The 23,083-nt window shown below is 61.6% G+C and carries 15 protein-coding genes; 9 read left to right on the top strand and 6 right to left on the bottom strand.

The window, feature by feature from the left end:
• Window position 1 precedes the first annotated feature (1 nt).
• Window positions 2–2,350: a xanthine dehydrogenase family protein molybdopterin-binding subunit gene (locus tag AC1D17_RS16580; RefSeq protein WP_477566468.1), complete on the bottom strand. Its 2,349-nt coding sequence runs from the start codon at window positions 2,348–2,350 to the stop codon at window positions 2–4.
• 109 nt (window positions 2,351–2,459) lie between these two features.
• Window positions 2,460–2,948 carry a (2Fe-2S)-binding protein gene (locus tag AC1D17_RS16575; RefSeq protein WP_477566467.1) on the bottom strand — a complete coding sequence of 163 codons (489 nt, stop codon included), beginning with the start codon at window positions 2,946–2,948 and terminating at the stop codon, window positions 2,460–2,462.
• Between the two features lie 431 nt (window positions 2,949–3,379).
• Here AC1D17_RS16575 and AC1D17_RS16570 point away from each other — a divergent pair, with 431 nt between their 5' ends.
• The 3 genes from AC1D17_RS16570 (at window position 3,380) to AC1D17_RS16560 (ending at window position 11,722) form a co-directional block, all read left to right on the top strand.
• The gene (locus tag AC1D17_RS16570; protein ID WP_455269931.1) at window positions 3,380–3,637 is read left to right on the top strand and encodes a glycine zipper domain-containing protein; all 258 of its coding nucleotides are present in this window, start codon (window positions 3,380–3,382) and stop codon (window positions 3,635–3,637) included.
• A gap of 258 nt (window positions 3,638–3,895) precedes the next feature.
• Window positions 3,896–5,806 (top strand): autotransporter assembly complex protein TamA, encoded by a 1,911-nt coding sequence (locus AC1D17_RS16565; protein ID WP_477566466.1) that lies wholly within the window; start codon window positions 3,896–3,898, stop codon window positions 5,804–5,806.
• 201 nt (window positions 5,807–6,007) lie between these two features.
• Window positions 6,008–11,722, top strand: a complete 5,715-nt coding sequence (locus tag AC1D17_RS16560; RefSeq protein ID WP_477566465.1) for a translocation/assembly module TamB domain-containing protein — start codon at window positions 6,008–6,010, stop codon at window positions 11,720–11,722.
• A 3-nt stretch (window positions 11,723–11,725) separates the two neighbouring features.
• On the opposite strand, the gene AC1D17_RS16555 is transcribed toward AC1D17_RS16560, so the two are convergent.
• Window positions 11,726–12,169, bottom strand: coding sequence for an Lrp/AsnC family transcriptional regulator (locus AC1D17_RS16555; RefSeq protein ID WP_477566487.1), 444 nt, complete (start codon window positions 12,167–12,169; stop codon window positions 11,726–11,728).
• Window positions 12,170–12,307: 138 nt separating this feature from the next.
• Between AC1D17_RS16555 and rocF the strand changes: the two genes are divergently transcribed.
• From rocF to AC1D17_RS16540, 3 genes are all read left to right on the top strand, one after another.
• Window positions 12,308–13,243, top strand: a complete 936-nt coding sequence (gene rocF, locus AC1D17_RS16550) for an arginase (RefSeq protein ID WP_477566464.1) — start codon at window positions 12,308–12,310, stop codon at window positions 13,241–13,243.
• A 27-nt stretch (window positions 13,244–13,270) separates the two neighbouring features.
• Window positions 13,271–14,476: an ornithine--oxo-acid transaminase gene (rocD, locus tag AC1D17_RS16545; RefSeq protein ID WP_477566463.1), complete on the top strand. Its 1,206-nt coding sequence runs from the start codon at window positions 13,271–13,273 to the stop codon at window positions 14,474–14,476.
• A gap of 283 nt (window positions 14,477–14,759) precedes the next feature.
• Complete coding sequence (locus tag AC1D17_RS16540; RefSeq protein WP_477566462.1) at window positions 14,760–15,239, top strand: chemotaxis protein CheW; 480 nt, start codon at window positions 14,760–14,762, stop codon at window positions 15,237–15,239.
• 54 nt (window positions 15,240–15,293) lie between these two features.
• Here the strand turns inward: AC1D17_RS16540 and AC1D17_RS16535 are convergent, their stop codons facing one another.
• Complete coding sequence (locus AC1D17_RS16535; RefSeq protein WP_477566461.1) at window positions 15,294–16,295, bottom strand: GlxA family transcriptional regulator; 1,002 nt, start codon at window positions 16,293–16,295, stop codon at window positions 15,294–15,296.
• A gap of 313 nt (window positions 16,296–16,608) precedes the next feature.
• Here AC1D17_RS16535 and AC1D17_RS16530 point away from each other — a divergent pair, with 313 nt between their 5' ends.
• The 3 genes from AC1D17_RS16530 (at window position 16,609) to AC1D17_RS16520 (ending at window position 18,957) form a co-directional block, all read left to right on the top strand.
• Window positions 16,609–17,442 (top strand): alpha/beta fold hydrolase, encoded by an 834-nt coding sequence (locus AC1D17_RS16530; protein ID WP_477566486.1) that lies wholly within the window; start codon window positions 16,609–16,611, stop codon window positions 17,440–17,442.
• Window positions 17,443–17,521: 79 nt separating this feature from the next.
• Window positions 17,522–18,472, top strand: coding sequence for an MBL fold metallo-hydrolase (locus tag AC1D17_RS16525; protein WP_477566460.1), 951 nt, complete (start codon window positions 17,522–17,524; stop codon window positions 18,470–18,472).
• Between the two features lie 68 nt (window positions 18,473–18,540).
• On the top strand, window positions 18,541–18,957 hold the full coding sequence (locus tag AC1D17_RS16520) for a hypothetical protein (protein WP_477566459.1): 417 nt from the start codon (window positions 18,541–18,543) through the stop codon (window positions 18,955–18,957).
• Window positions 18,958–19,004: 47 nt separating this feature from the next.
• Here AC1D17_RS16520 and AC1D17_RS16515 read toward each other — a convergent pair whose 3' ends face one another.
• Both AC1D17_RS16515 and mprF read right to left on the bottom strand, forming a co-directional pair.
• On the bottom strand, window positions 19,005–20,375 hold the full coding sequence (locus AC1D17_RS16515) for a virulence factor family protein (RefSeq protein ID WP_477566458.1): 1,371 nt from the start codon (window positions 20,373–20,375) through the stop codon (window positions 19,005–19,007).
• Window positions 20,372–22,972, bottom strand: a complete 2,601-nt coding sequence (mprF, locus tag AC1D17_RS16510; RefSeq protein WP_477566457.1) for a bifunctional lysylphosphatidylglycerol flippase/synthetase MprF — start codon at window positions 22,970–22,972, stop codon at window positions 20,372–20,374. Before mprF ends, AC1D17_RS16515 begins: the two co-directional genes overlap by 4 nt.
• Window positions 22,973–23,083 lie beyond the last annotated feature (111 nt).

The raw sequence follows: 23,083 nt of genomic DNA, 5'->3' as shown, positions 1-23,083 counted from the left end.
CTCAGTTGGCGGCGTTGAGCGCAGCCCAGACCTTTTGCGGGGTCGCAGGCATTGTCAGGTTGTTGTTGCCGATCGCATCGGTAATGGCGTTCATCAGCGCCGGCGGCGAGCCGATGGCGCCCGCCTCGCCGCAGCCCTTGATCCCCAGCGGATTGGACGGACACGGCGTGTTCTGGTGCGACAGCTTGAACGACGGCAGATCGTCGGCGCGCGGCATGGCGTAATCCATATAGCTCGCGGTGATCAGCTGGCCGTTCTGCGGATCGTACAGGACGTTTTCGAGCAACGCCTGGCCGATCCCTTGCGCGATTCCGCCATGCACCTGGCCCTCGACGATCATCGGATTGATGATATTGCCGAAATCATCGGCAGCCACGAACTGGATGATTTCGGTCACGCCCGTTTCCGGATCGACTTCGACCTCGCAGATGTAGCAGCCGGCCGGGAAGGTGAAGTTGGACGGATCGTAGAACGCGCCTTCCTTCAATCCCGGCTCCATGCCAGCAGGCAGATTGTGGGCGGTATAGGCGGCGAGCGCAACCTGGAACCAGGGCAGCGCCTTGTCGGTACCCGCCACCTTCAACTCGCCATTCTCGATGACGATATCGCTTTCGTCGGCTTCCATCAGATGGGCGGCGATCTTTTTGGCCTTCGCCTCCACCTTGTCGAGCGCCTTGACCACCGCCGACATGCCGACGGCGCCGGAACGCGAGCCGTAAGTGCCCATGCCCATCTGCACCTTGTCGGTATCGCCATGGACGATGTTGACGTTGTCGATGGGAATTCCGAACCGGTCGGCGACCAGCTGGGCAAAAGTGGTTTCATGCCCCTGGCCGTGACTGTGCGATCCGGTCATCACCTCGATCGTGCCGACGGCATTGACCCGGACCTCTGCCGATTCCCACAGGCCGACGCCCGCACCAAGCGAACCGACCGCCGCCGACGGCGCGATCCCGCAGGCCTCGATATAACAGCTCATGCCGATGCCGCGCTTTTTGCCGCGCCGGGCAGCCTCGGCCTTGCGGGCGGCAAACCCGTTCCAGTCGGCGGACGCCATCGCGGCCTCCAGCGAAGCCTCGTAGTCGCCTGCGTCATAATTCATGATCACCGGCGTCTGGTAGGGGAAAGTCCGCACGAAGTTCTTGCGGCGGAGTTCCGCCGGCGAAACGCCCAGTTCCCGCGCCGCGGTCTCCATCGTCCGCTCGAGCAGATAGGTCGCCTCAGGACGTCCGGCGCCGCGATAGGCATCGACCGGCACGGTGTTGGTATAGACCGTGCGGACATTGGCATGGATGGCCGGAATGGCATATTGGCCGGATAGCAGGGTGGCATAAAGATAGGTCGGCACGGCCGACGAGAACAGCGACATGTAGGCGCCGAGATTGGCGATCGTATCGACCTTCAGCCCGGTGATGCGATTGTCCTTGTCGAACGCCATTTTCACCGTCGAAACATGGTCGCGGCCATGGGCATCGGTGAGAAACGCTTCGGTGCGATCACATGTCCATTTGACCGGAACGCCGGTCTTCTTCGACGCCCACAGGCAGACGATCTCCTCCGGGTAGATATAGATCTTCGAGCCGAAGCCGCCACCGACATCCGGCGCGATCACCCGCAGCTTGTTTTCCGGCGCGACATTGTAGAAGGCGCTCATCACCAGCCGGGCGACATGCGGATTCTGGCTCGTCGTGTAGCAGGTGTAGTGATCTTCGGCTGAATCGTAGATGCCGAGCGTTGCGCGCGGCTCCATCGGGTTCGGTGCGAGGCGATTGTTGCGAAGGGTGATTTCGGTCACATGCGCAGCTTCGGCAATCGCCGTGTCGGCTGCGGCGCCATCGCCAAGCTGCCAGTCGAAGATCAGATTGTTCGGCGCCTCCGGATGCAGTTGCGGCTGGCCCGCCTCCAGAGCCTTGACGGCTTCGGTCACTGCCGGCAGGACATCGTAGTCGACCGCGACCGCCTCGGCCGCATCCCGCGCCTCGCCCAAACTATCGGCAACAACGATGGCAACGGCATCGCCGACATAACGGACGGTTTCATGCGCCAGGGGCCGCCAGGCGCCCATCTTCATCGGCGAGCCATCCTTGGAATGGATCATCCAGCCGCAGATGATGTTGCCGATCGCATCGGCCTGCAGCTGCTTGCCTTCGAGAATACCGATGACACCAGGCATGTCCTTGGCGGCCGACATGTCGATGCTCTTGATCCTGGCATGGGCATACGGGCTGCGCACGAAAAACGCATATTTCATGCCCGGAACGCTCATGTCATCGGTGTACCGGCCTTTGCCGGTCAAAAATCGCTTGTCTTCCTTACGCGCAACACTTGCGCCAATGCCTTCAACACCCATTCGTCATCTCCTCCCGAGATCACACCTTTTAGGCAGTAGCCAGTAGGCAATTTCGAGGTTCTATCCCTATTGGCTACTGGCTACGGCCTATTGCCTGTCGGCTATTGCCTCATTCCGCAGCCTGTTGCGCGCCGGCCATTTCGGCAGCGGCAGCAAGGATCGATTTGACGATATTGTGGTAGCCGGTGCAGCGACAGATATTGCCGTCAAGCTCCGAGCGCACTGTCGCCTCATCCAGTTTGGCGCCATGCCGGCGAATCATATCGACGGCGGTCATCACCATGCCGGGCGTACAGAAGCCGCATTGCAGACCATGATTGGCCTTGAAGGCCGCCTGGACGGGATGCAACTCGCCGTTTGGGGCCAGCCCCTCGATCGTCACGATCGTCGAGCCCGCGGCCTGGGCCGCCAGGATGGTACAGCTCTTCACCGAGCGGCCATCCATATGGACGACGCAGGCTCCACATTGCGTCGTGTCGCAGCCGACATGCGTTCCGGTCAGGGCCAGATTTTCTCGAAGAAAATGCACCAGAAGGGTGCGGTCCTCGCAGTCACTGCCGACCTGCCGGCCGTTGACCGTCATTTTCACTTTTGCCATCTCGCTCCTCCGAGGTTGGTCTTGCCAACACGAGCGGCTGTCGGGCAGATAAACTCGTTCCCGCGACAGAACCGCGTCAACTCTTCATGCCTGGACCGCAGGCTTTCTCCTCAAAGCGTTACGGCATTCGTATCATTTGTCTTTTTTCGGATTGCCGCAACCGCTACTTTCAATCCCGCGGAAAAAATCTGGCGAACAGGACATCCCCAAAAACCTGTCACGCAAGGAACAGCCTTCAGCTTCCGTTCAGGTTGAATAGCATTTCTTGCGCCGAGGGGATTTTGCAGGATATCTGTAGACTTTCACAGACAGGCATTTATCTTTCGAAGGTGCAAGTTCAACCGGAGGGGGACCTTACCGTCCATCTTCCATCCCTGGGGAGAAACGGGCGGCCGAGAACTTGGTTCTCGCGTCCAGATTTGGAGAAATAAATGAAGAAGGCCATCGTGCTTGTCCTGCTCGCTCTATCCGTCGCGAGCTGCACGCAGACTGAAAAGGGTGCCGGTATCGGGGCGGTTTCCGGCGCCATCATCGGCGGAGCAATCACCGGCGACGTTCGCGGCGCCGCCGTGGGTGCTGCGATCGGTGGCGTTTCGGGTGCTGTCATCGGGCACGTAACCGAACAGCCCGGCCAGTGCTACTACCGCGATCGCTACGGCCGCCGCTACATCGACGATTGCCCGCGCTGATTGCAGCGGCACACCGCGAAAAGTGGCGCAACATGCCGCTTTTCCACTCTCAGCCCCGGAGAAATCCGGGGTTTTTTGTTTCCCTCAGGTCACACCGGTAAGGGTTTCTCCACAAAAAGTGGGCCAAAAGTCTTCATCACCCGGCCAATGCTGTGTAGGGTCATCATTAACAAACGGCAAACCTTGTCATGCGATTGTGCCACTGCCGTGATGGCAGGCAGGTGTTCGGAGTGGCCTGAACAGCGGAATGCGGAAATTATGCGTTTGCCGACTATGAGTGTTGCGTATCGGAAGGTTGGCGCTGCTTTTGCAGTCGCGGCTCTGGCTGCCTGCGGCCCCCTGTCGGTCAGCGACGCCTATGCCTTCAAGATCTTCGGCATGCGGTTTTTCGAAAAGGAAGAAGAACCCACCGACGTCGTCGATCCTGTCAATTTCAGCCTGACACTGAATGAATCCTCCGGCGACGCCGACCTGAAGGAAGCGCTGGAAAACAGCTCCCGGCTGTTTCAGGACAAGGACAAGCCGGTTTCCGGCGATCTCGGCCTCGCCATCAAGGCCCGCGACGACCGCGACCGTCTGCTGGCCGCTCTCTACGAGCAGGCCCGCTACGGTGGCACCGTGGCCGTTAAGGTGAATGGGCAGGACATCGACACGCTGCCGCCCGATCCGGTCTTTCCGGACGGTGCCCCGGTCCCCGTTGAAATTACTGTGACCCCCAACCCGGTGTTCACCCTGGGCGACATTGTCCTCAAGGGCGACGCCATCGGGCGCCGGCCGGACGAGTATCTGAAGCCCGGCGCACGGGCGGATTCGACCCTGATCATCAAGGCCGGCGAAAAGGTCGTGGAGGATCTCAAGGAAGAAGGCCGGCCGCTTGCCAAACTGACTGAACGCAGTGTGGTCGCAGATCACGCAACGAATACCGTCGACGTGACGATCGCAGCGGAAGGCGGCCCCGTCGCACCGGTGGGCGCCGTCACCGTCAGCGGCACCAAGACCGTCGATCCAACCTTCGTTGCCGATTACTCCCGCCTGAACGGCGGCAAGCCCTATTCTCCGGAAGCCTTGCGCAAGGCGTCCGAACGGCTGCGGCTGCTGGGCGTGTTTTCCAGCATCACCATCAAGCAAGCCAATGAGCTGGCACCGGATGGTACCATCCCGATGACCATCGAGGTTTCCGAAGGCAAGCAGCGCTATTTCGGCGCAGGCGCGCAATATTCCACGACCGACGGGTTCGGTCTCCAGGGCTACTGGGGCCACCGCAACCTGTTCGGCCGGGCAGAATCCCTACGTCTCGAGGGCTCCGTCAGCCGTATCGGCGAAACCACCGATGTCGGCGATCTCGACTATTCGGCCGGCCTGCTGTTTGCCAAGCCCGGCGCCTTCGGGCCTGCCTCGACCTTCAATGCCAGCCTGAAGGCGCAGTTGCTCGATCCCGACGCCTACAAGGCGACGATCTTCACGGCCGCGGCGGGCGCCACGTTCGAACTGTCCGACACCGACACGGTTTCTGCCGGTGGCGAGCTCGCCTGGGCCGATGTCGAGGATGCCTTCGGAAAGAACGAATATCTGACGGCGTCGATCCCGATCGAATACGTCCGGGACACCCGCGACAACAAGCTCAATCCCGCATCAGGCTATCGCGCGTCGATCAACGCCAAGCCAAGCTACGAGATCAACGGCCAGAGCTTCTTCAGCTCGTTTGAGGGGTCGGCCGCAGCCTATGCCGGGTTCGGAGAAGAAAACCGCTTCGTTCTGGCCGGAAGACTCGGCGCCGGCGTGATTGCCGGTGGCGAGGGCCTTGCCTCTATTCCCGCCAACCGGCGTTTCTACCTGGGCGGCGGCGGCACCGTGCGTGGCTATTCCTATCAGGAGATCAGCCCCCGCAACGGCGACAACGAAATCCTCGGTGGCCGTTCCTATGTCAACGCCACGGTGGAAGCCCGCATCGGCATTACCGACAAGATCGGCATCGTTCCCTTCATCGATGCTGGAACGGTATCGGCAAAGTCTACCCCGGATTTTTCCGATATCCGCGCCGGAGCCGGCATCGGGCTGCGCTACAACACACCGTTCGGGCCGATCCGGCTGGACGTCGCCGTGCCGCTGAACGCCTATCCGGGCGGCACCAAATACGGCATCTATGCCGGGATCGGCCAGTCCTTCTGATTGCTCAAGGCAATCACCGCGGCCTGAACCCGGACGCAAAAAGCCGGTTTCACTGCATAATTCCTGAAGTCAGAACCGACTTAAGGAAAAATTATGCGGCAAATCTAAAGTGCTACAGGGCCCTTTGCGCGTCATAAATGACGCGCGGCGCTGGAGTGAGAAGCAATTTCACCGCAACGCGACTTGCGCTATGGATGAACCATGAATCGTTTGCTCCGTTTTCTGAAAATCGCTTCGCGTTGGCTGGCTTACGGCCTCGGCTTTGCCCTGATCGCCCTTGTGCTTCTGGTGCTTTTCGCAGGCTTCACCACACCCGGCGCCCGGTTTGTTGCCATGATCATCGAGAAATATGCCTCGACGCCGGACCAGATCGTCCGCATCAACGATCCGAGCGCGCTTCTGACCGGAGATTTCACAGCTTCGACCGTGACGCTGTTCGACAGCAAGGGCGTCTATGCGGAAATCCGCGAAGTGGCGATCGACTGGTCGCCAACCGCGCTGTTTTCCAAACGCTTCGATGCAGCAAAACTGTCTGCCGGATCCGTGCGCCTCGAACGGCTGCCGATCCCCTCGCAGGAAACCCGCGAGGTCCGCGAGACATTTGCCCTGCCGCTGGACGTCAAGATCGATGCCTTCGATCTCAAGGAAATCGTCATCGGCAAGGAAATCGCCGGCGTCGACCAGTTCCTCAGCGCAAAGGGCAAGGTGAACGCCACCAATGCCAGCATTGCAGCGGCACTTGCCGTCGCCCAGCGCGACCGGCCGGACGCCAAGGCGATCGCCGACATCGTCTTCAACCCGGCCGGCAACGAACTGAAGCTGGAAGCCACGATCAACGAGCCGAAGGGCGGACTGCTTGCCAAGGCCATGCGCCTGCCGGGCGAACCGGCGGTTAGCGTTTCCGTGACCGGCGACGGTCCGCTCACAAAATGGACCGGTACGGCAACCGCAGCGCTGGATGGCAATGAGGTGCTGAAAGTCGACGGCGAGCATACACTTGCTCCTGATGGGTTCCGCACCCTGTCGCTCAAGGGGGGCGGAACCTTCAGCAATCTCCTGCCAGCTGCTTTCAGGCCGCTTTTCGAAGGCACCACCGACATCGATCTGTCCGCGGCGCTCGATGGCACAACGATGCGCATCCAGAGGGGCAATTTCTCGACCGGCGCATTGACCTTCGCCGCCTCCGGGACCTACAGCACGGCGGTTCAAAACGACCTGCAGGCGAGCCTTACCGGCACGAATGGTCCGATCGATTTCCGCCTGCCGCTGGCAAAGGGCGAAGCTCAGCTTTCGATCAACAATGCCAGCATCTCCTTGATCGGCGACGCTCAGACGGCCGTGCTCGACATCGGCGCCGATATCGGCAAGGCGACGTTGCCGCAGGGCGAGATCGAGGCGATCAAGTTGCATGCCTATAGCGACGGCTTCAACCTGTCGACAAAGACCGGTCCGCTGAAAACCATGATCGAGGCCGGTGCGACCCGCTTCGTCAGCGCCGATATCGATCGCCTGATCAAAGGCCCCGTAAAGATCGACGGCACTCTGTCGATGACCCCCGAAACGATCTCCTACGATCCGCTGACGCTGGAAAGCGCCAGCATCGGCGGCACCCTGACCGGCTCCTACACGATTGCTGAAAATACGCTCGCCACCGGTTTCAAGCTCTTCGCGCTACCTGCCGTTCTGCCCCCGGCGCTGGCTGAAAAATTCGACACGACCATCGCCATCACCGGCAATCTCGGCACCGGCGCGAACGGCAGCCTCACCGTCAATGATCTGGCCCTCAAGTCCGGAACGATCGAGGTCGCCGGATCGGCGGCGCTGGAAACAGGAAACCTGACGGCGGCGATCAGCGGCACCGTTTCCGAAATCGGTAAATTCCTCGCAGACGCCAAGGGAGCCGCCAATTTCAAGGCGGACTTCAGCGGCCCGCTCGACGCTTTGGCCATCAAGGCAGAAGTAACCGCGAACGGCGCAACACTTGCCGGACGCACCCTCAACGATCTCGCCGTCGACGCCGATGCGACCATCGGCCAGAACGGCCCCAATGCGACAGTCACCGCCACAGGTTCGCTGGACGGACAGACGATCAATGCCAAGGCCGAAATCGCTTCCGCCAAGGGCACCACCAGCCTTCCCTCGATCGAAGCGACGATCGGGCAGAACACGCTGAAGGGCGGCCTGGATCTGACGCAGGATTTTCAGCCGAACGGCTCGCTTGCCTTTAACTTCCCCGATCTCGGCCTGCTTGCCGCCATGGCCGGACAAACCGTATCCGGCGATCTCGCCGGTACGGCCAGCATCAAGTCTGAAAACGGCGTCACCTCGGTCGCCGTCAAGGCCAATGGATCAGGCATTACGCGCGGCGATCTGGTGATCAGCAAGCCCGCCGCCGACATCACCATTGCCGATCTGAAGGCCCTGGCGATCAAGGGCGCGGTGACCGTGGAAGAGGTCAGCCAAGGCGACAACCGCCTTGCCGGCCTCAAGCTTGGCTTCGAACAACAGGGCCCGAAAACGAACTTCGACCTTGATGGCACCTATGACGCTGCGCCGCTGACAGCGCGTGGAGACCTGCAGAGCGCAGGCGGCAAGACAACGATCAATCTCCAGTCCTTCGCCGCCGCTCCAAAGAAAATGCCGCTGCAGCTCGCAGCCCCGACGGCGATTACGATCGAGAACGGCGCTGTTACGCTGCGGGACTTGGCCATTGCGGCATCCGGCGGCACGGTGACGCTCAGCGGCAGCGCCGGCGAAAAGCTGGATATAACTGCTGTGCTTGCCGGCATCGATGCACGCCTGCCGCTCGAAAATGGCGAGGCCCATGTCGTGCTCGATGCGGGCACAGTATCGGTCACCGGCGATATGCAATCCGCCGTCCTCGACGTCCGGGCAAGCGCCGGTCAGCTGGCCTTGCCGCAAGGCCGCATCGAGGCGATCAAACTGACAGCTCATAGCGACGCCTTCAACCTGTCAGCCCAGACCGGCCTGATCAAAACCAGCATCGAGACCGGCAACACTCAACTGACAAGCGCCGACCTCGACAGGCTGGTCAAGGGACCATTGAAGGTCGAGACTGTTCTGGACGTGTCGCCGCAACGGATCGGCTTCGATCCCGCCACCATCGACAGCAGCAATCTCGGCGGCACAGTTGACGGCTCGTTCGATATTGCCGCAAAGGCCCTGAATGCCGGGTTCAACCTCTCCCTCCTTCCGGCTGCGCTACCGGCATCGCTTGCGCCGAAGTTCGACACGCCGGTCACGCTCTCGGGCATGGTGACCACCGGTGCCGAGGGCGCAGTGGATGTCACCCGGCTGGCCGTCAGCTCCGGAACGATCCAGGCGGCTGGCTCCGTCGGCCTCAAGGATGGAGCCCTGACAGCTGCCGTCACCGGCACGCTGCCCGATCTCGGCAAGGTGCTGGCGGATGCAAGCGGCATCGCCGACTTCAAGGTCGATGCCACCGGCCCGCTCGACAATCTCGGCATCAAGGCGGAAGTCACCTCCAGTGGCGCAACGCTGGCCGGCCGCACGCTGAGCGACCTGCAGCTTTCAGCCGACGCAACCGCCAATCCGAAAAACCCGCAGGCGAAAATCAAGGCCACCGGCGCGCTAGGCGGCCAGGCCATCAACGTCAATGCAGACCTTGTCTCGGATGAAGGCCGCACCAGCGTTCCGGTTCTTCAAGTCCAGGTCGGCGATAACCGGCTGAACGGCAAAATCCAGTTCACCACCGATTTCCTGCCGCAGGGCACGATCGATTTCACATTCCCCGATGTCGGCCTGCTGGCCGCCATGGCGGGCGAAAAGGCGTCGGGCGACATTGCCGGATCGGCATCGATCAACAGCGGCGGCGGCAAGACCTCGATCGCGCTGAAGGCCAGCGGCTCGGGGATCAAGCGCGGTGATCTCGTCATCACCAAACCGGTCGCCGATATCACCATCGCCGACCTCAAGGCACTGGCGATCAAGGGCAATCTCTCCGTCGAAACATTCGCGCAGGGGCAAAACCGCGTCGGCGGCCTGAAGCTCGACTTCACCCAGCAGGCCGGGAAAACCGACGTGACGCTGGACGGCCGATACGATGGAGCACCGCTCAACCTGCGTGCCGCTATCGAGACGGCGAACGGCAGGACGATCGTCAATCTCGCATCCTTCAATGCCGCACCGCGAAAGATTCCGGTGAAGCTGTCTGCATCGGCGGCGATCACCATCGAGAACGGCAAGGTCAGCCTGCAGAAGCTGACAATCGGCGCTTCGGGAGGCACGATCGCGGTGACCGGCTCGGCCGGCGAGCAGCTTGACCTCACCGTCGCCCTCAACGCATTGCCGGCCAGCCTCGCCAACACCTTCGCACCCTCGCTCGGCGCGGATGGCGCCATCGGCGGCACCGTCGGCGTCAAGGGGACGCCGGCCGCACCGGTCGTCTCCTATGACCTGCGCTGGGCCAATGCAGCCGTGGCACAGGCCAAGTCCGCCGGCGTCGGCGCCCTCGACATCGCCGCGAAAGGCCAGTTTGCCAACAACAGCGTGACAGTCGGCACCGTCATCAACGGGGCCGACGGTCTTGCCTTCAAAGGCGATGGCAAGGTCGGCATTACCGGCAACAGGCCGATCGATATGAAGCTGTCCGGCAACCTGCCCTTCAGCCTCGCAGCCGCGCTTCTGGCACAGCAGGGCTTCACCCTGACTGGTGCGGCCAATGTCGATCTTTCCATCACGGGTGCAGCGACAGCACCGCAGGTGGCCGGGACGATATCCACCACCGGCGCGCGCTTCGTCGATGTCCGCCGTAACCTTGCGATCACCGACCTCGCTGCCAATGTTTCACTCGATGGCAAGCAGGCCAACATTCAGAAGCTCTCCGGCAAGCTGGCCAGCGGCGGTTCGCTCGATGTGACGGGCACGATCGGTATCGCGCCCGGCTCCGGTTTCCCGGCCGATCTTGCCATCCGCCTTGCCAAGGCGACCTATGTCGATGGCAGCCTGTTTACAGCCAGTGTCGATGGCGCGATGACCCTCAAGGGTTCTTTGACCGCAATGCCGGTGCTGGGCGGCAAGGTGACGATCCAGAAGGCCGCCATCACCATCCCGGAAAAGCTGCCTGCCTCGCTGTCGGAAATCAACATCAAGCACAGGAATGCCCCGGCCAAAGTCAAACAGATGCAGGCGGATATCCGCAAGGACGAGGGCAGCGGCGACGGCGCCAAAGGCAGCGGCGGCATCGCCTTCGACCTGGCGGTGAGTGCACCCAGCAAGCTGTTCGTCCGGGGACGCGGCATCGATGCCGAGCTTGGCGGCGATCTGACCATTCGCGGCACAGCCGTCGAACCCGCGGTCTCCGGCGGTTTCGAAATGCGGCGCGGCCGGCTGGAAATTCTCGGGAAGCGCCTCAACTTCACCGATGGCACCATCACCTTTGGCGGCAACCTGATCCCGGCGCTCGACCTCGACGCTACCTCCAGCGCCGGGTCAACGACGATCACCGTCAATGTCGCGGGCCCCGCCAACAATCCCGCCATCACCTTTTCCTCATCGCCGGCTCTGCCGCAGGATGAAATCCTGGCGCAGCTGATCTTCAACCGTTCACTGTCAAAACTGTCGGCACTGCAGATCGCCCAGCTGGCAAGCGCCGTCAGCGAACTGGCCGGCGGCGGCTCAAACTCGCTTTTGAGCGGTCTGCGCAACAAGCTTGGCGTCGATGATCTGGATGTCTCCACGGATGCGACCGGCGGCGCCACGGTGACCGCCGGCAAATATTTGAACGAGCGCACCTATCTCGAGCTTCAATCCGGATCGGAAGCAGGAAGCGGCAAGGCGATCATCAATCTCGACGTCGGCCGCGGCGTCAAGCTGCGCGGAGAGGCTGGAGCAGGCGGCGCAGGCGGGGGAATTTTCTACGAGAAGGAATATTGAGGTTTAAAACGCCGCCGAGATCTTGCTGGTCTTCAAGAGGATGTTCGTCTCCGTCAGGTTGATCCCGTCGATCAGCCGTATGAGCCGCAATGTTTCGTCGAAGGTGCCGAGATCCTTGTCTTCCAGCTCGGCGATGAAGTCCCAGCGGCCATTGGTCGAATGCAGGGCGCGCACCTGCGGCAGGCCGCGCAGCTGCGTGGCGACGCGGTCGGCCATCTTGCCGTGAATTTCGATCATGACGATGGCACGCACGCCGCTGCCGGAAAGTTCGGCTCCGGTGCGGATGGTGAACGCGGCGATCGTGCCGGATGCCACCAGCCGGTCGATCCGGGCGGCGACAGTTGCGCGCGATGCGCCGGTCGTGGCTGCAAGGGTGGAAACGGGCGTGCGCGCGTTGTGACGCAGCGCGCTGATCAAAGCGTGGTCGAGATCATCGAGACTTATCATTCTGTCCATCCACACTTCTCATAGTGTCAATTATTGCAATCTATTTGCCAGTTTTCCACCTATTTGCCAACGAACAAACCCGTATAATCCGCCTACAAACCGGGCAAACCGGCATCACGCGAACTTGCGGGGAAGACCATGGCTGAATCCAAGAAAAACATCGTGCTCATCGGCGCACCACTCGAAGAAGGCTCCGGCCGGCGTGGCGCCGCAATGGGTCCGGCGGCTCTGCGCATCGCAGGCGTCGATACCATCCTTGCTGGCCTTGGCCACAGCGTCACGGATGAAGGCGACCTCAAGCCACTGCCGGCCCGCGACCTCGCCAACCATCCGAAAGCCAACAATCTGCAAATTGTCGCAGCCATCACCCGGGCGCTGGACGAAGCCGTTCATCACGCTGCCCGCGCCGGCAAATTCCCGTTGATTCTCGGCGGTGACCACGCTTTGTCGATGGGTTCGGTATCCGGCATGGCACGCTATGCCAAGGAACAGGGCCGCCCCCTCTTCGTGCTCTGGCTTGATGCGCACGCGGATTTCAACTCGCCGGCAACGTCGCCCTCCGGCAACATGCACGGCATGCCGGTCGCCTTCTTCTGCGGCCAGGCGGAATTCGCACCGATCCTCGACAAGAACCGCCCGATGGTCGATCCGAAAAACGTCTTCCAGGTCGGCATCCGTTCCGTCGATGACCGCGAGCGCGAAGAAATCGCCGAGCACGGCGTCAACGTCTACGACATGCGTGCCATCGACGAGACCGGCATGGCCCATATCATGCACGAGATCATCGCAACGATCAAAGCCGCGGACGGCCTGCTGCATGTCAGCCTCGACGTCGATTTCCTCGATCCCGAACTCGCGCCGGGTGTCGGCACCACGGTCCCGGGCGGCGCAACCTTCCGCGAAGCGCATCTGATCATGGAAATGCTCTGCGACAGCGGCCTCGTCTCCTCGCTCGATCTGGTCGAGCTGAACCCCTTCCTCGACGATCGCGGCAAGAGCGCCCGCATTCTCGTCGAGCTGACCGCAAGCCTGTTCGGCCGCCGTATTCTCGATCGCCCGACCCGCAGCGCCTGAGCCAATAACAAAGCCACTGGAGGATCCATGAACACGACCAACGCACTGATCGAAACCGAATACCGGCTGGGCGCGCACAATTACAAGCCGATCGACGTCGTGCTGTCGCGCGGTGAAGGCGTTTACGTCTGGGACCTCGACGGCAACCGTTATCTCGACTGCCTGTCGGCCTATTCCGCCGTCAACCAGGGCCATTGCCACCCGAAGATCCTCGCGGCGATGATGGAGCAGGCGCAGAAGCTGACGCTGACCTCGCGCGCCTTCCGCAACGATCAGCTCGCGCATTTCTATGAGGAACTGGCAGCACTCACCGGCAGCCACAAGATCCTGCCGATGAACTCCGGTGCCGAAGCCGTCGAGACCGCCGTCAAGGCCGTGCGCAAATGGGGTTACGAGGTCAAGGGCGTCGCGGAAAACAAGGCGGAGATCATCGTCTGCTCCAACAATTTCCATGGCCGGACCATGGGCATTGTCGGCTTTTCGACCGACCCCGACGCACGCTCCGGCTTCGGTCCGTTCGCACCCGGTTTCAAGACCGTTCCGTTCGGCGACATCGAAGCGTTCCGCGCGGCGATCAATGAAAACACCGTTGCCTTCCTGATCGAGCCGATCCAGGGCGAGGCCGGCGTGATGATCCCGCCGCGGGGTTATTTCCCCGAGGTTCGGGCGCTTTGCTCCAAGCACGGCATTACCCTGATCCTCGACGAGATCCAGACCGGCCTCGGCCGCACCGGCAAGCTGCTCGCCGAAGAACACGAAGGCATCGAGGCCGATGTGACGCTGATCGGCAAGGCGCTGTCCGGCGGCTTCTATCCGGTCTCGGCCGTTCTCTCCAATTCCGAAGTGCTCGGTGTCCTCAAGCCCGGCCAGCACGGCTCGACTTTCGGCGGCAATCCGCTCGCCTGCGCCATCGCCCGCGCCTCGCTAAAGGCGCTGACGGAAGAAGACATGATCGGCAACTCCGCCCGCATGGGCGACCGTTTCCAGGCTGGTCTCAAGGATATCCGCTCCAACATCATCAAGGAAGTGCGCGGCCGGGGCCTGATGCTGGCTGTTGAACTCGTTCCTGAAGCTGGCGGCGCCCGCAAGTATTGCGAAGCGCTGAAGGAACGCGGCATCCTTGCCAAGGATACCCACGGCGACACGATCCGCATCGCCCCGCCGCTGGTCATCACCGCAGATCAGGTCGATTGGGCCGTCGAACAGTTTGCAGGCGTTCTGGCCTCGATTTGAGCGTTCACTAACCGCACCGGCTGGCCGTTCAGCCGGTGCGCATTCCTTTCCTACGAAAAATCATCTTTTAACGATTTTTGATATAGGGTTCTTTTCAAGGCGCGAACGGCTACCCGCCGTGCATGACGCATCGCCCTTGACCGGATGTAACCGGCAATCCAGACAATTGATCCGACGCAGCACGCGCCAGGCGGAAAACACGTCCGCGGCAGCACGCAGCCGAAGACTGTCCAAAAGCTGCGCGCCAGAACGCCAGCCGAAGCCGCAACCGGAAGGAACCGAGATGACAAGTGCATTGAAAGTGGCAGGTTTCGATAGCGAAACGCTGGAAATCATCGCCTTCCGTCTTCATGATCAGGAGTTCTGCGTGAAGACAACGACGATCCGCGAAATCCGCGGCTGGGCGCCCTCGACGCCGATCCCGCATTCACCGGCCGACGTCCTCGGGGTGATGAACCTGCGCGGCACAGTCATTCCGATCATCGACCTTGCCCACAAGCTCGGCATGAAATCGACGGTCGCCAACGAGCGCAGCGCCATCGTCGTTGCCGAAGTCCACAACATGGTCATCGGCCTCGTCGTCGATCGCGTCTCCGACATCCTGACCGTCCGCGGCGACCAGGTGCAGCCGGTTCCGGAAATCACCACATCGTTCGACAAGAGCTATGCGGAAGGCATCATCGCCAACGAGACCGGCATGATCTGCTTCCTCAACCTCGCCCGCATGTTCAAGGAACGCGAAATGGACGACGTGGCGGCCTGATAACTGCCTCTCCACTATTCTATAAAAAGAGCGGCTTCGGCCGCTCTTTGCATTTCAGGCAATTGCGGTGTCCGGCGCATCCTCGCCGACGAAGAACCGGCGGCGATACTCGCCCGGCGACAGGCCAAGCAGCTTGCGAAAGATTTTGCGGAAGGCGCCGGGGTCCTCATAACCGATTTGCCAGGCAATCTGCTCGACCTTGATACTGGAAATCTCCAGCAGTTCCCGCGCCTTGGCGATCCTCAGCTGCTGGCAATATTCCGTCGGGTTGATGCCCGTTGCCTTCTGGAAACGGCGCAGGAACGTGCGTTCCCCAAGGCCGGCTCGCCCCGCCATCATTTCCAGGGTGATCTTTTCCGTATGGTGCGCCTGCAGCCAGTGCTGGATTTTCAGCACCGCCTCGTCGCCGTGATGCAGTTTTGGCGCAAACGTGCTGTAAAATGTCTGTTCGCGACCGGACGGGTCGACCAGCATGAAGCGCGCGGTCGCGAGCTGGATGCTCGGGCTCATGAAACGCGCGGTGAGTTTCAGCCCGAGATCGATCCATGCCATCATCGCGCCCGCGGTAATAATATCGCCATCGTCAATGATCAGCTTGCTGACATCAACCTTGATGCCGGGGAATTTGCCTGAAATCTGGTCCGAATGGCTCCAGTGGGTCGTCGCCAGCCGTCCGTCCAGCAACCCGCTTTCGGCCAGTAGATAGGCACCTCCGCAGATCGAGCAGATTGTCGTGCCCGCAGCATGCTGCGCCCTGACCCAGTCGGGCAGCACGCCCATGCGCTCGCCGACGGGCAGGTTGGTGAGGCTCGGCGGCAGGATCAGCGCGATCAGTCCCCTGTGCGGTCCTGGATGGCTGTCGAACACTTTCGTCACATCGCGGCCGTCCTCCGACAGCTGCCAGTGGCTGACGCGGATGCGGGCGGGCGCACGTCCGCCCTGCTCCTCGCTCATCAGATTGGCCACGTGAAAAAGGTCCGTCAGCCCGTGGATCGCAGCACGCTGCGCCTCCGGATAGATGACGATGCCGATCTCTGCTGGTTCAACGAGCGCCATTTGTCACTTCCGTCCCGCTTAATGTCAGTTTCGCCAATCCCGAGTTTAGGCACCGCTTGGTATCAAAGCAACAAGACGGGCGGCAGAAACGAACACACCGGAAACGGAGCCGACCATCGAGGAAAAACAACCGGATAGAACCAAAGGGAACACGACCATGACCATCCACACTTCGACCGAAAGCGCCGCTCTCACTCGTCGCACCATGCTGATCGGTGCCACCGGCATGGCAGGCCTCGCAGGCTTCTCGGCAGCATCCGCATCAGCAAATTCCGCAGTCTCCAACACATCCGCAAACGAAGGGACCAAGACGATGGCAAGCAGGATCATCACCCGCGACGGGGTCGAAATCTACTACAAGGACTGGGGTTCGAAGGACGGCAAGGTCGTCATCCTCAGCCACGGCTGGCCGCTGTCGGCCGACAGCTGGGAAGCCCAGGCCTTCCACCTCGCCAATAACGGCTTCCGCGTCATCACCCATGACCGCCGCGGCCACGGCCGGTCCTCCCAGCCCTGGGACGGCAACGACATGGACCACTATGCCGACGATCTTTCCGATCTGATCGAACAGCTCGATCTCAACGATATTTTCCTCGCCGGCTTTTCCACCGGCGGCGGCGAGATCACGCGCTATATCGGCCGCCACGGCACCGGCCGCATCGCCAAGGCCGGCCTGATTTCCGCCGTGCCGCCGCTGATGGTCAAGACCGAGGCCAACCCACTCGGCCTGCCAAAGGAGGTCTTCGACGGCATCCAGGCCGCCAGCGTCGTCGATCGTTCAAAACTCTACAGGGACATCGCCTCCGGCCCGTTCTTCGGCTTCAACCGGCCCGGCGCAGTTACTTCGCAGGGCATGATCGACAGCTTCTGGCTGCAGGGCATGATGGGCGGCCACAAGAACACCTATGACTCGATCGTCGCCTTCTCGCAGACCGATTTCACCGAGGACTTGAAGAAATTCGACGTACCGACGATCATCATCCACGGCGACGACGACCAGATCGTGCCGATCGACGCCGCCGGCCGTGCCTCGAAGAAGCTCGTGCCGCATGCCATCCTCAAGGTCTATGCCGGCGCCCCGCATGGCATCACCGACACGCACAAGGAGAAGCTCAACGCCGATCTGCTCGAATTTGCCCGGTCGTAGCACCGATCCTCCGGCACCGCCGCCTCCCGCGGTGCCGGAATCGCATCGCCCTTGAACCCAGCCACACTGGAGCTTTGTCATGACCCGTGCCGTCGTTGCCACCGAGACCCTCGCCGATACCAGCCGCCGTCAGTTCCTGGCGCTTGGGGCGGCCTTCGCCACTCTCCCATTCTGGCCAAAGACCACGTTTGCCACCGAAACCCACCGCATCGCCCAAGGCAATTTCGACATCACCGTTCTCAGCGACGGCTATTTGACGCTGCCCGCCGACATCATCATGCCGGAAGCGACGCCTGCCGAGCGCGCCGACATCCTGAAGCGCCTCGGCGGCAATGCCGACAGTGCGCCAATGCCCGCCAACATTCCGGTCATCCGCACGGGCAAGGACATCATCGTGGTGGACGTCGGCTCTGGCACGAACTTTCAGGCGACAGCCGGCATGTTCGGCAAAAATTTCGACATTACCGGTATCGACCCGAGCGAAGTCACCAAGGTGATCTTCACTCATGCGCATCCGGATCACACCGGCGGTACGCTCATGGAGGACGGCAGATTACGCTTTCCCAACGCCGAGTATTTCGTCTCCGAGAAAGAATGGGCGTTCTGGACCGATCCGGATTTCGAAACCAGGATGCCGAAGGTCCTGCACAGCTTTGCCCGCGGTGCCCAGCGCGACCTGTTCGCGGTCAAGGACCGAGTCAAGCTGGTGAAGGACGGAGACGATATTGTCACCGGCATGCGGGTGCTCGACACGGCCGGCCACACGCCTGGCCATATCTCGCTGGAACTTGCCGGGGGCGACGGGATGATTATCTCGGCCGACGCCGCCACCAACCGGATCGTTTCCTTCGAACATCCCGGCTGGAAATTCGGCTTCGACACGCTGCAGGACGTGGCCATCAGGAACCGCCAGAAACTGATGGACCGCGCCGCCACCGATCGCATCAAGCTGCTCGGCTACCACTGGACCTATCCCGGCATCGGCTATGCCGAACGCAAGGGCACCGGCTACCGGTTCGTTGTGGCATGACGTCGGCGAGCGGAACAAAACCGGTGCAGGACTGTTATCAGCATAACCCATTCACGGAGGCGGCAGTCATGGAAGTAATCGGCACGCAGGTCCATTCGCAGCCTTCATCCGGGCTGATAACCGTTGAATTTGTTGGCAAAGGCGGCGATGTCATTTCCGTCCAGATGCGCGGGACGGAAGCCGACGGCCTCAATCGGCTCAATGCCATCGAAAGGGCCAAGGCGCTGATGCTTCAGGCGGCAACCTTCGAGCCGCCGGATGACGCTGATGCGCAGGCAGACATTCACCCTGCCGGTGATAAAAAGACCGAATCCCCGGCTGTGATTTCACTGCGCAGTGCAAGAGCAGCCCACGATGCCGCTACATTGGAAGAAGAACTGGAAGAAGGGCTGGAATCGTCCTTCCCCGCCAGCGATCCGGTCTCGGCGACCGTCAGCTCCATCCCAAGCGGCCGCGCGGGCACTGAGGAATCCAAAAAGCACTAACGATCATCAACCGAAAGATTGCGCGCAGTCATCACACGAGCGACCTCTTATTTGCCAGCCAGCCTGCGGTCAAAACCGTCCAGAATGCGCTTGACCAGCGCCGGGTAATCCTCATCGAAGTGATGGCCGCCGTCGATGGCGATGACTTCGACGCCGGTATCCTTCAGCGTCGGGCAGACATCGTCTTCCTCATCGGTACCGTAAATGCACTGAACGAGAGCCGGCTTCATCTTGGCGATGTCATCTGCCGGATCGCCCGCCCCATCCGACCCGGCCGCACCAAGCCAGCCGAGCACCGAAATCTTGTAATCCACCTGATGCGACACAGCGAGGAGCGATACTTGCGCAACCCGGTCCCGATCAGCCTGCGGCAAAAGGTTATAGGTCCGGGGCAAGATATCGGCACCGAAGGAATATCCGATCAAAAGGATGTGCTTGACGTTCCAGCGCTTGCCGTAGAACGCGATGATGCGATGCAGATCATCGGCGGTTTCCTGCGGCTGGCGCTCTGACCAGAAGTAACGCAGCGAATCGATGCCAACCACCGGCATGCCCTGCTGCTGGAGCACGTCGCCGACCTGCTTGTCGATGTCACGCCAGCCACCGTCGCCGGAATAGACAATCGCCATCGTGTCGCGCGTCGGCTTGGCATCGAGAACCGTCAATGGCAGGCCAAGCGGATTATCCTCGCCGGCGGAAGCGGAAACCAGGGCGGTGAGCGCGTCGGAGAAAGCCTTCCACATGTCATCATCCGTTTCCGTGATTTCGATGTCGCTGTGCTTGGCGACCAGCGCGGCGACATGCGCGCGGCCGTCTACCGGGGCATCATCCGTGAAAAGAACGGTGACTGGATCGGGAAGCGGCCCATCGGTGAGGCCATAAATCATGCGATCGCCCGTCCTTTGCTTTTCGGCCGGCGTGCAGAGCTGTTTGTCAAGCGCGATGCCGGCCTCGGGGTCCACGGCCAATGTCTGTCCGAAAGTGGCCGGGGGCGTCTGGGCGGCAATCGCCAAGGCCAGCGCACCGCCCGCTCCCACACCCGCGACGACCGGCAGGCGATAGTCGTTGTTTCCAGCCGCCCGCTGGACCTGCTGGCTGAGCGCTTCGATATCCGACACCATGTAGATACAATCGCCATCGTCCTTCGCCAATGACGCCAGATAGCCCGGCAGGTCGATGCCGATGACCAATGCGCCGCTATCGGTCAGGCTTTTGGCAAGCCCATCCTCCTTGTCCGACCACCCGGCCTTGTCCGAAATCAAGACGACGGCGGCAGCGACATCGCCGGTGGGCATCAGGATATGCGGCGATGGGATCATACCGGTGTCGAATGAGGCCGCATCCTGCGATCGTGCCGCGGAAGCCGTGAACAGCAGGCTGGCTGCAAAAGCGGCCCGGCAGAATGTCTTCAGGATCATTTTTTCACAATTCCCCTCACGCCGCCGCCAATCAGGAATGTCGCATCCATCAGTGCTAGAACGGGATTGATACCGCCACCCGCCGCCACATAGCGCGGCTGCCAGTTCGGGTGGAATTTCGACTTGAAGGCCTTCAGCCCCTTGAAGTTGTAGAACCGTTCGCCGTGTTCGAAAACCGTGCGGCCAACCTTGTCCCACACCGGCGAAGACCGGCGGCCGGAAAGTCCGGCCAAGGGTGCCATGCCGAGATTGAAGCGCTTGAAACCCTTGTCTCTCAGATATTCCATCAGCGAGACGAAGAGAAAATCCATCGATCCTTTGGGTGCCTCCGGCAGGAAGCGCATGAGGTCGATGGTGCCTTCCTCGCAGGCATCGGTCACTAGGATATTGGCAAACGCAACGATTATCCCGTTCAGCCGCAGAACCGCGACCGGCTGAGCAACAATGTATTCCGCGCTGAACGCCCCCAACGAAAAGCCTTTTTCCTTGGCCCGATGATGGGCAAGCCACGCATCGGATACCGCGACGAGATCGGCCATGATCGCCGGGATGCCGTCCGGCTCGATGACGGCGAATTCCAGGCCGTCGCGCTTCGCCCGGCTGACGGTCTGGCGCAGCGTCGCCCACTTGCCGCCCTTCAGCTCGAAGGTCGTGAGATCGGCCGTTGCGAGTTCGCCGAGGCGGAATGCACGCAGGCCAGCATCCGCGTAGTAGGAAAGCCCAGCGGGCGAGACCTGGTAGAAAACCGGCCGGCAACCGCAGGAGCGGGCTTCCTCGATGAACTGCCAGATCAGGTCCGGCCATGCATCCCGCGGGCCGACCGGATCAAACAGGGCAATCCAGGACCGGGCCTGGCGGCCATACATGATGAAGGCGCGGCCGTCGGCCGAGAACATCAGGTTCTTGTCGCCCATCCGCACGAGATTGGCATCCGACACATCCTGCGCCTTGGCAATGGCGATCGCCTTAGCGATGTCCTCGCTGGAGGACGCTTCTCTCGGGCCTTTGGCGGGCCGTAGCAGGCTCCAGAGCGCGGCGGCACCCGAAAAGATCGTCAACCCCAGCACAGCGCGCAAGCCACGCGGCGCCTCCTCCGAGAGCTCGAACTGCCACCAGAGCGTATTGCTGTATTCCACGTCACGATAGACGAACAACAGCACGATCACCGCAAAGGCACAAAGCGCCAGCATCGCCGTCAGCCACGGTACGGTAAGCCGTTCATTCGTCAGGTTTGCCGGCCGGTCGAACATACGATGCGTGGCAAGCAGGCTGACGATGAAAAATGCCAGAAGGCCTGCCTCGATCAGGGCAACGGCCTTGAGAAGGGAGAAAAGCAGCGCAATGACAGCAACGACCAGCGCCGCCCACCAGGCACTGTCCAGCCGTCTTGCAAGGCCGCGCGCAACGATGACAAGAACCAGTCCCAGCAGGCTTGCCAGGAAATGCGCGCCTTCGATGATCGGCAGAGGCACGTAGCCAGCAAGGAAGGCCAGGTTGTCGTCCGGTGTCGGCGTGACGCTGGAAAACACCAGCATGGCGGCCAGAATAAGCGCGAGCGTTGCCAACAGAAGCGGCGTCAGCCGGCCGGCCACCCGGCGAAGGCTGGAAGCGACCGGCTTGCGGTAGAGACTGCGCAACTCGGCGCCGATGACGAAGACAACTGCCAGAAGCAGCGGCATGACATGGTAGATCAGGCGGTAGAGGACAAGAGCGCCGAGAACCGTATCGACATCGGCGGCCTGTCCGAGAGCGGCGACAATCACCGTTTCAAAGACGCCGAGACCGGCCGGCACATGGCTGAGGACGCCAAGCCCGACAGCGACCGCATAAATGGCAAGAAATGCCGGCCAGCCGATCACCCCTTCGGGCAGCAACACGTAGAGGACGGAGGCCGAGGCGGCCAGATCCAGCACGGTCACGAGAAACTGGCGAGACGCCGTGCGGGAATCGGGAATGCGCAGCGAAAACCGCCCCAACTGCAAGGCTCGATTATCGCGACCGGCCACCATCAAAGCCAGAAGAACGGTCAGGATCAGCACCGCAATGGCGCGCAAAGCCGGTGAACTCATGCCGGCAAGCGATGCAACTTCCGGGGCGATCATCAGCAGGCTCAGGGCGACGACGCTGGCAAGCCCGAGTCCGAAGGCAAGGGTGACGAAGGCGATGACGCCGCCGATTTCCTCCGGCCTCAGGCCCAGGCGCGAATAGGCGCGATAGCGGATGGCACCGCCGCTCAAGGGGCCGAAGCCTGCCGTATTGCCAATGGCATACGCCGCTGCCGCCGTCAGCGCCACATCGGCATAGGGCAGCCGGCGCTTGAGATAAGTGAGCGCCCCGACATCATAGAAGGTCAAGGCAAGGAAGCTCAAGCCGGTAAAGCCGATGGCAAGCACGATCGAGGCGCCGCTGGTGCTGTTCAGCGCTGCCATCACATCCTCATAGCGAACTTCACTCGTCAAATGAAAGATCGCATAACCGGCCAGGGCAAGAATGAGGATCGTGGCGGCAGCGGCCAGCAGCCGGCCTTGCCCCCAAACCCGATGAACCAGGGTTCGAGCGCCGCTGTGCTCATCGTTGCTATCGACCGGATTGGACATGTGGCACCTGGCGGGGCATTTCGAACGGAACGTCGGCGAGGATATACATCCAGTCCCACGGCTAAAAAAGTGAACTTACTGTAATGTTCAAACGCCGGTTGCCAGCCTTTT

The sequence above is a fragment of the Pararhizobium sp. P1_E7 genome (assembly GCF_056405855.1).
This window is presented reverse-complemented; position numbering and strand designations above follow the sequence as displayed.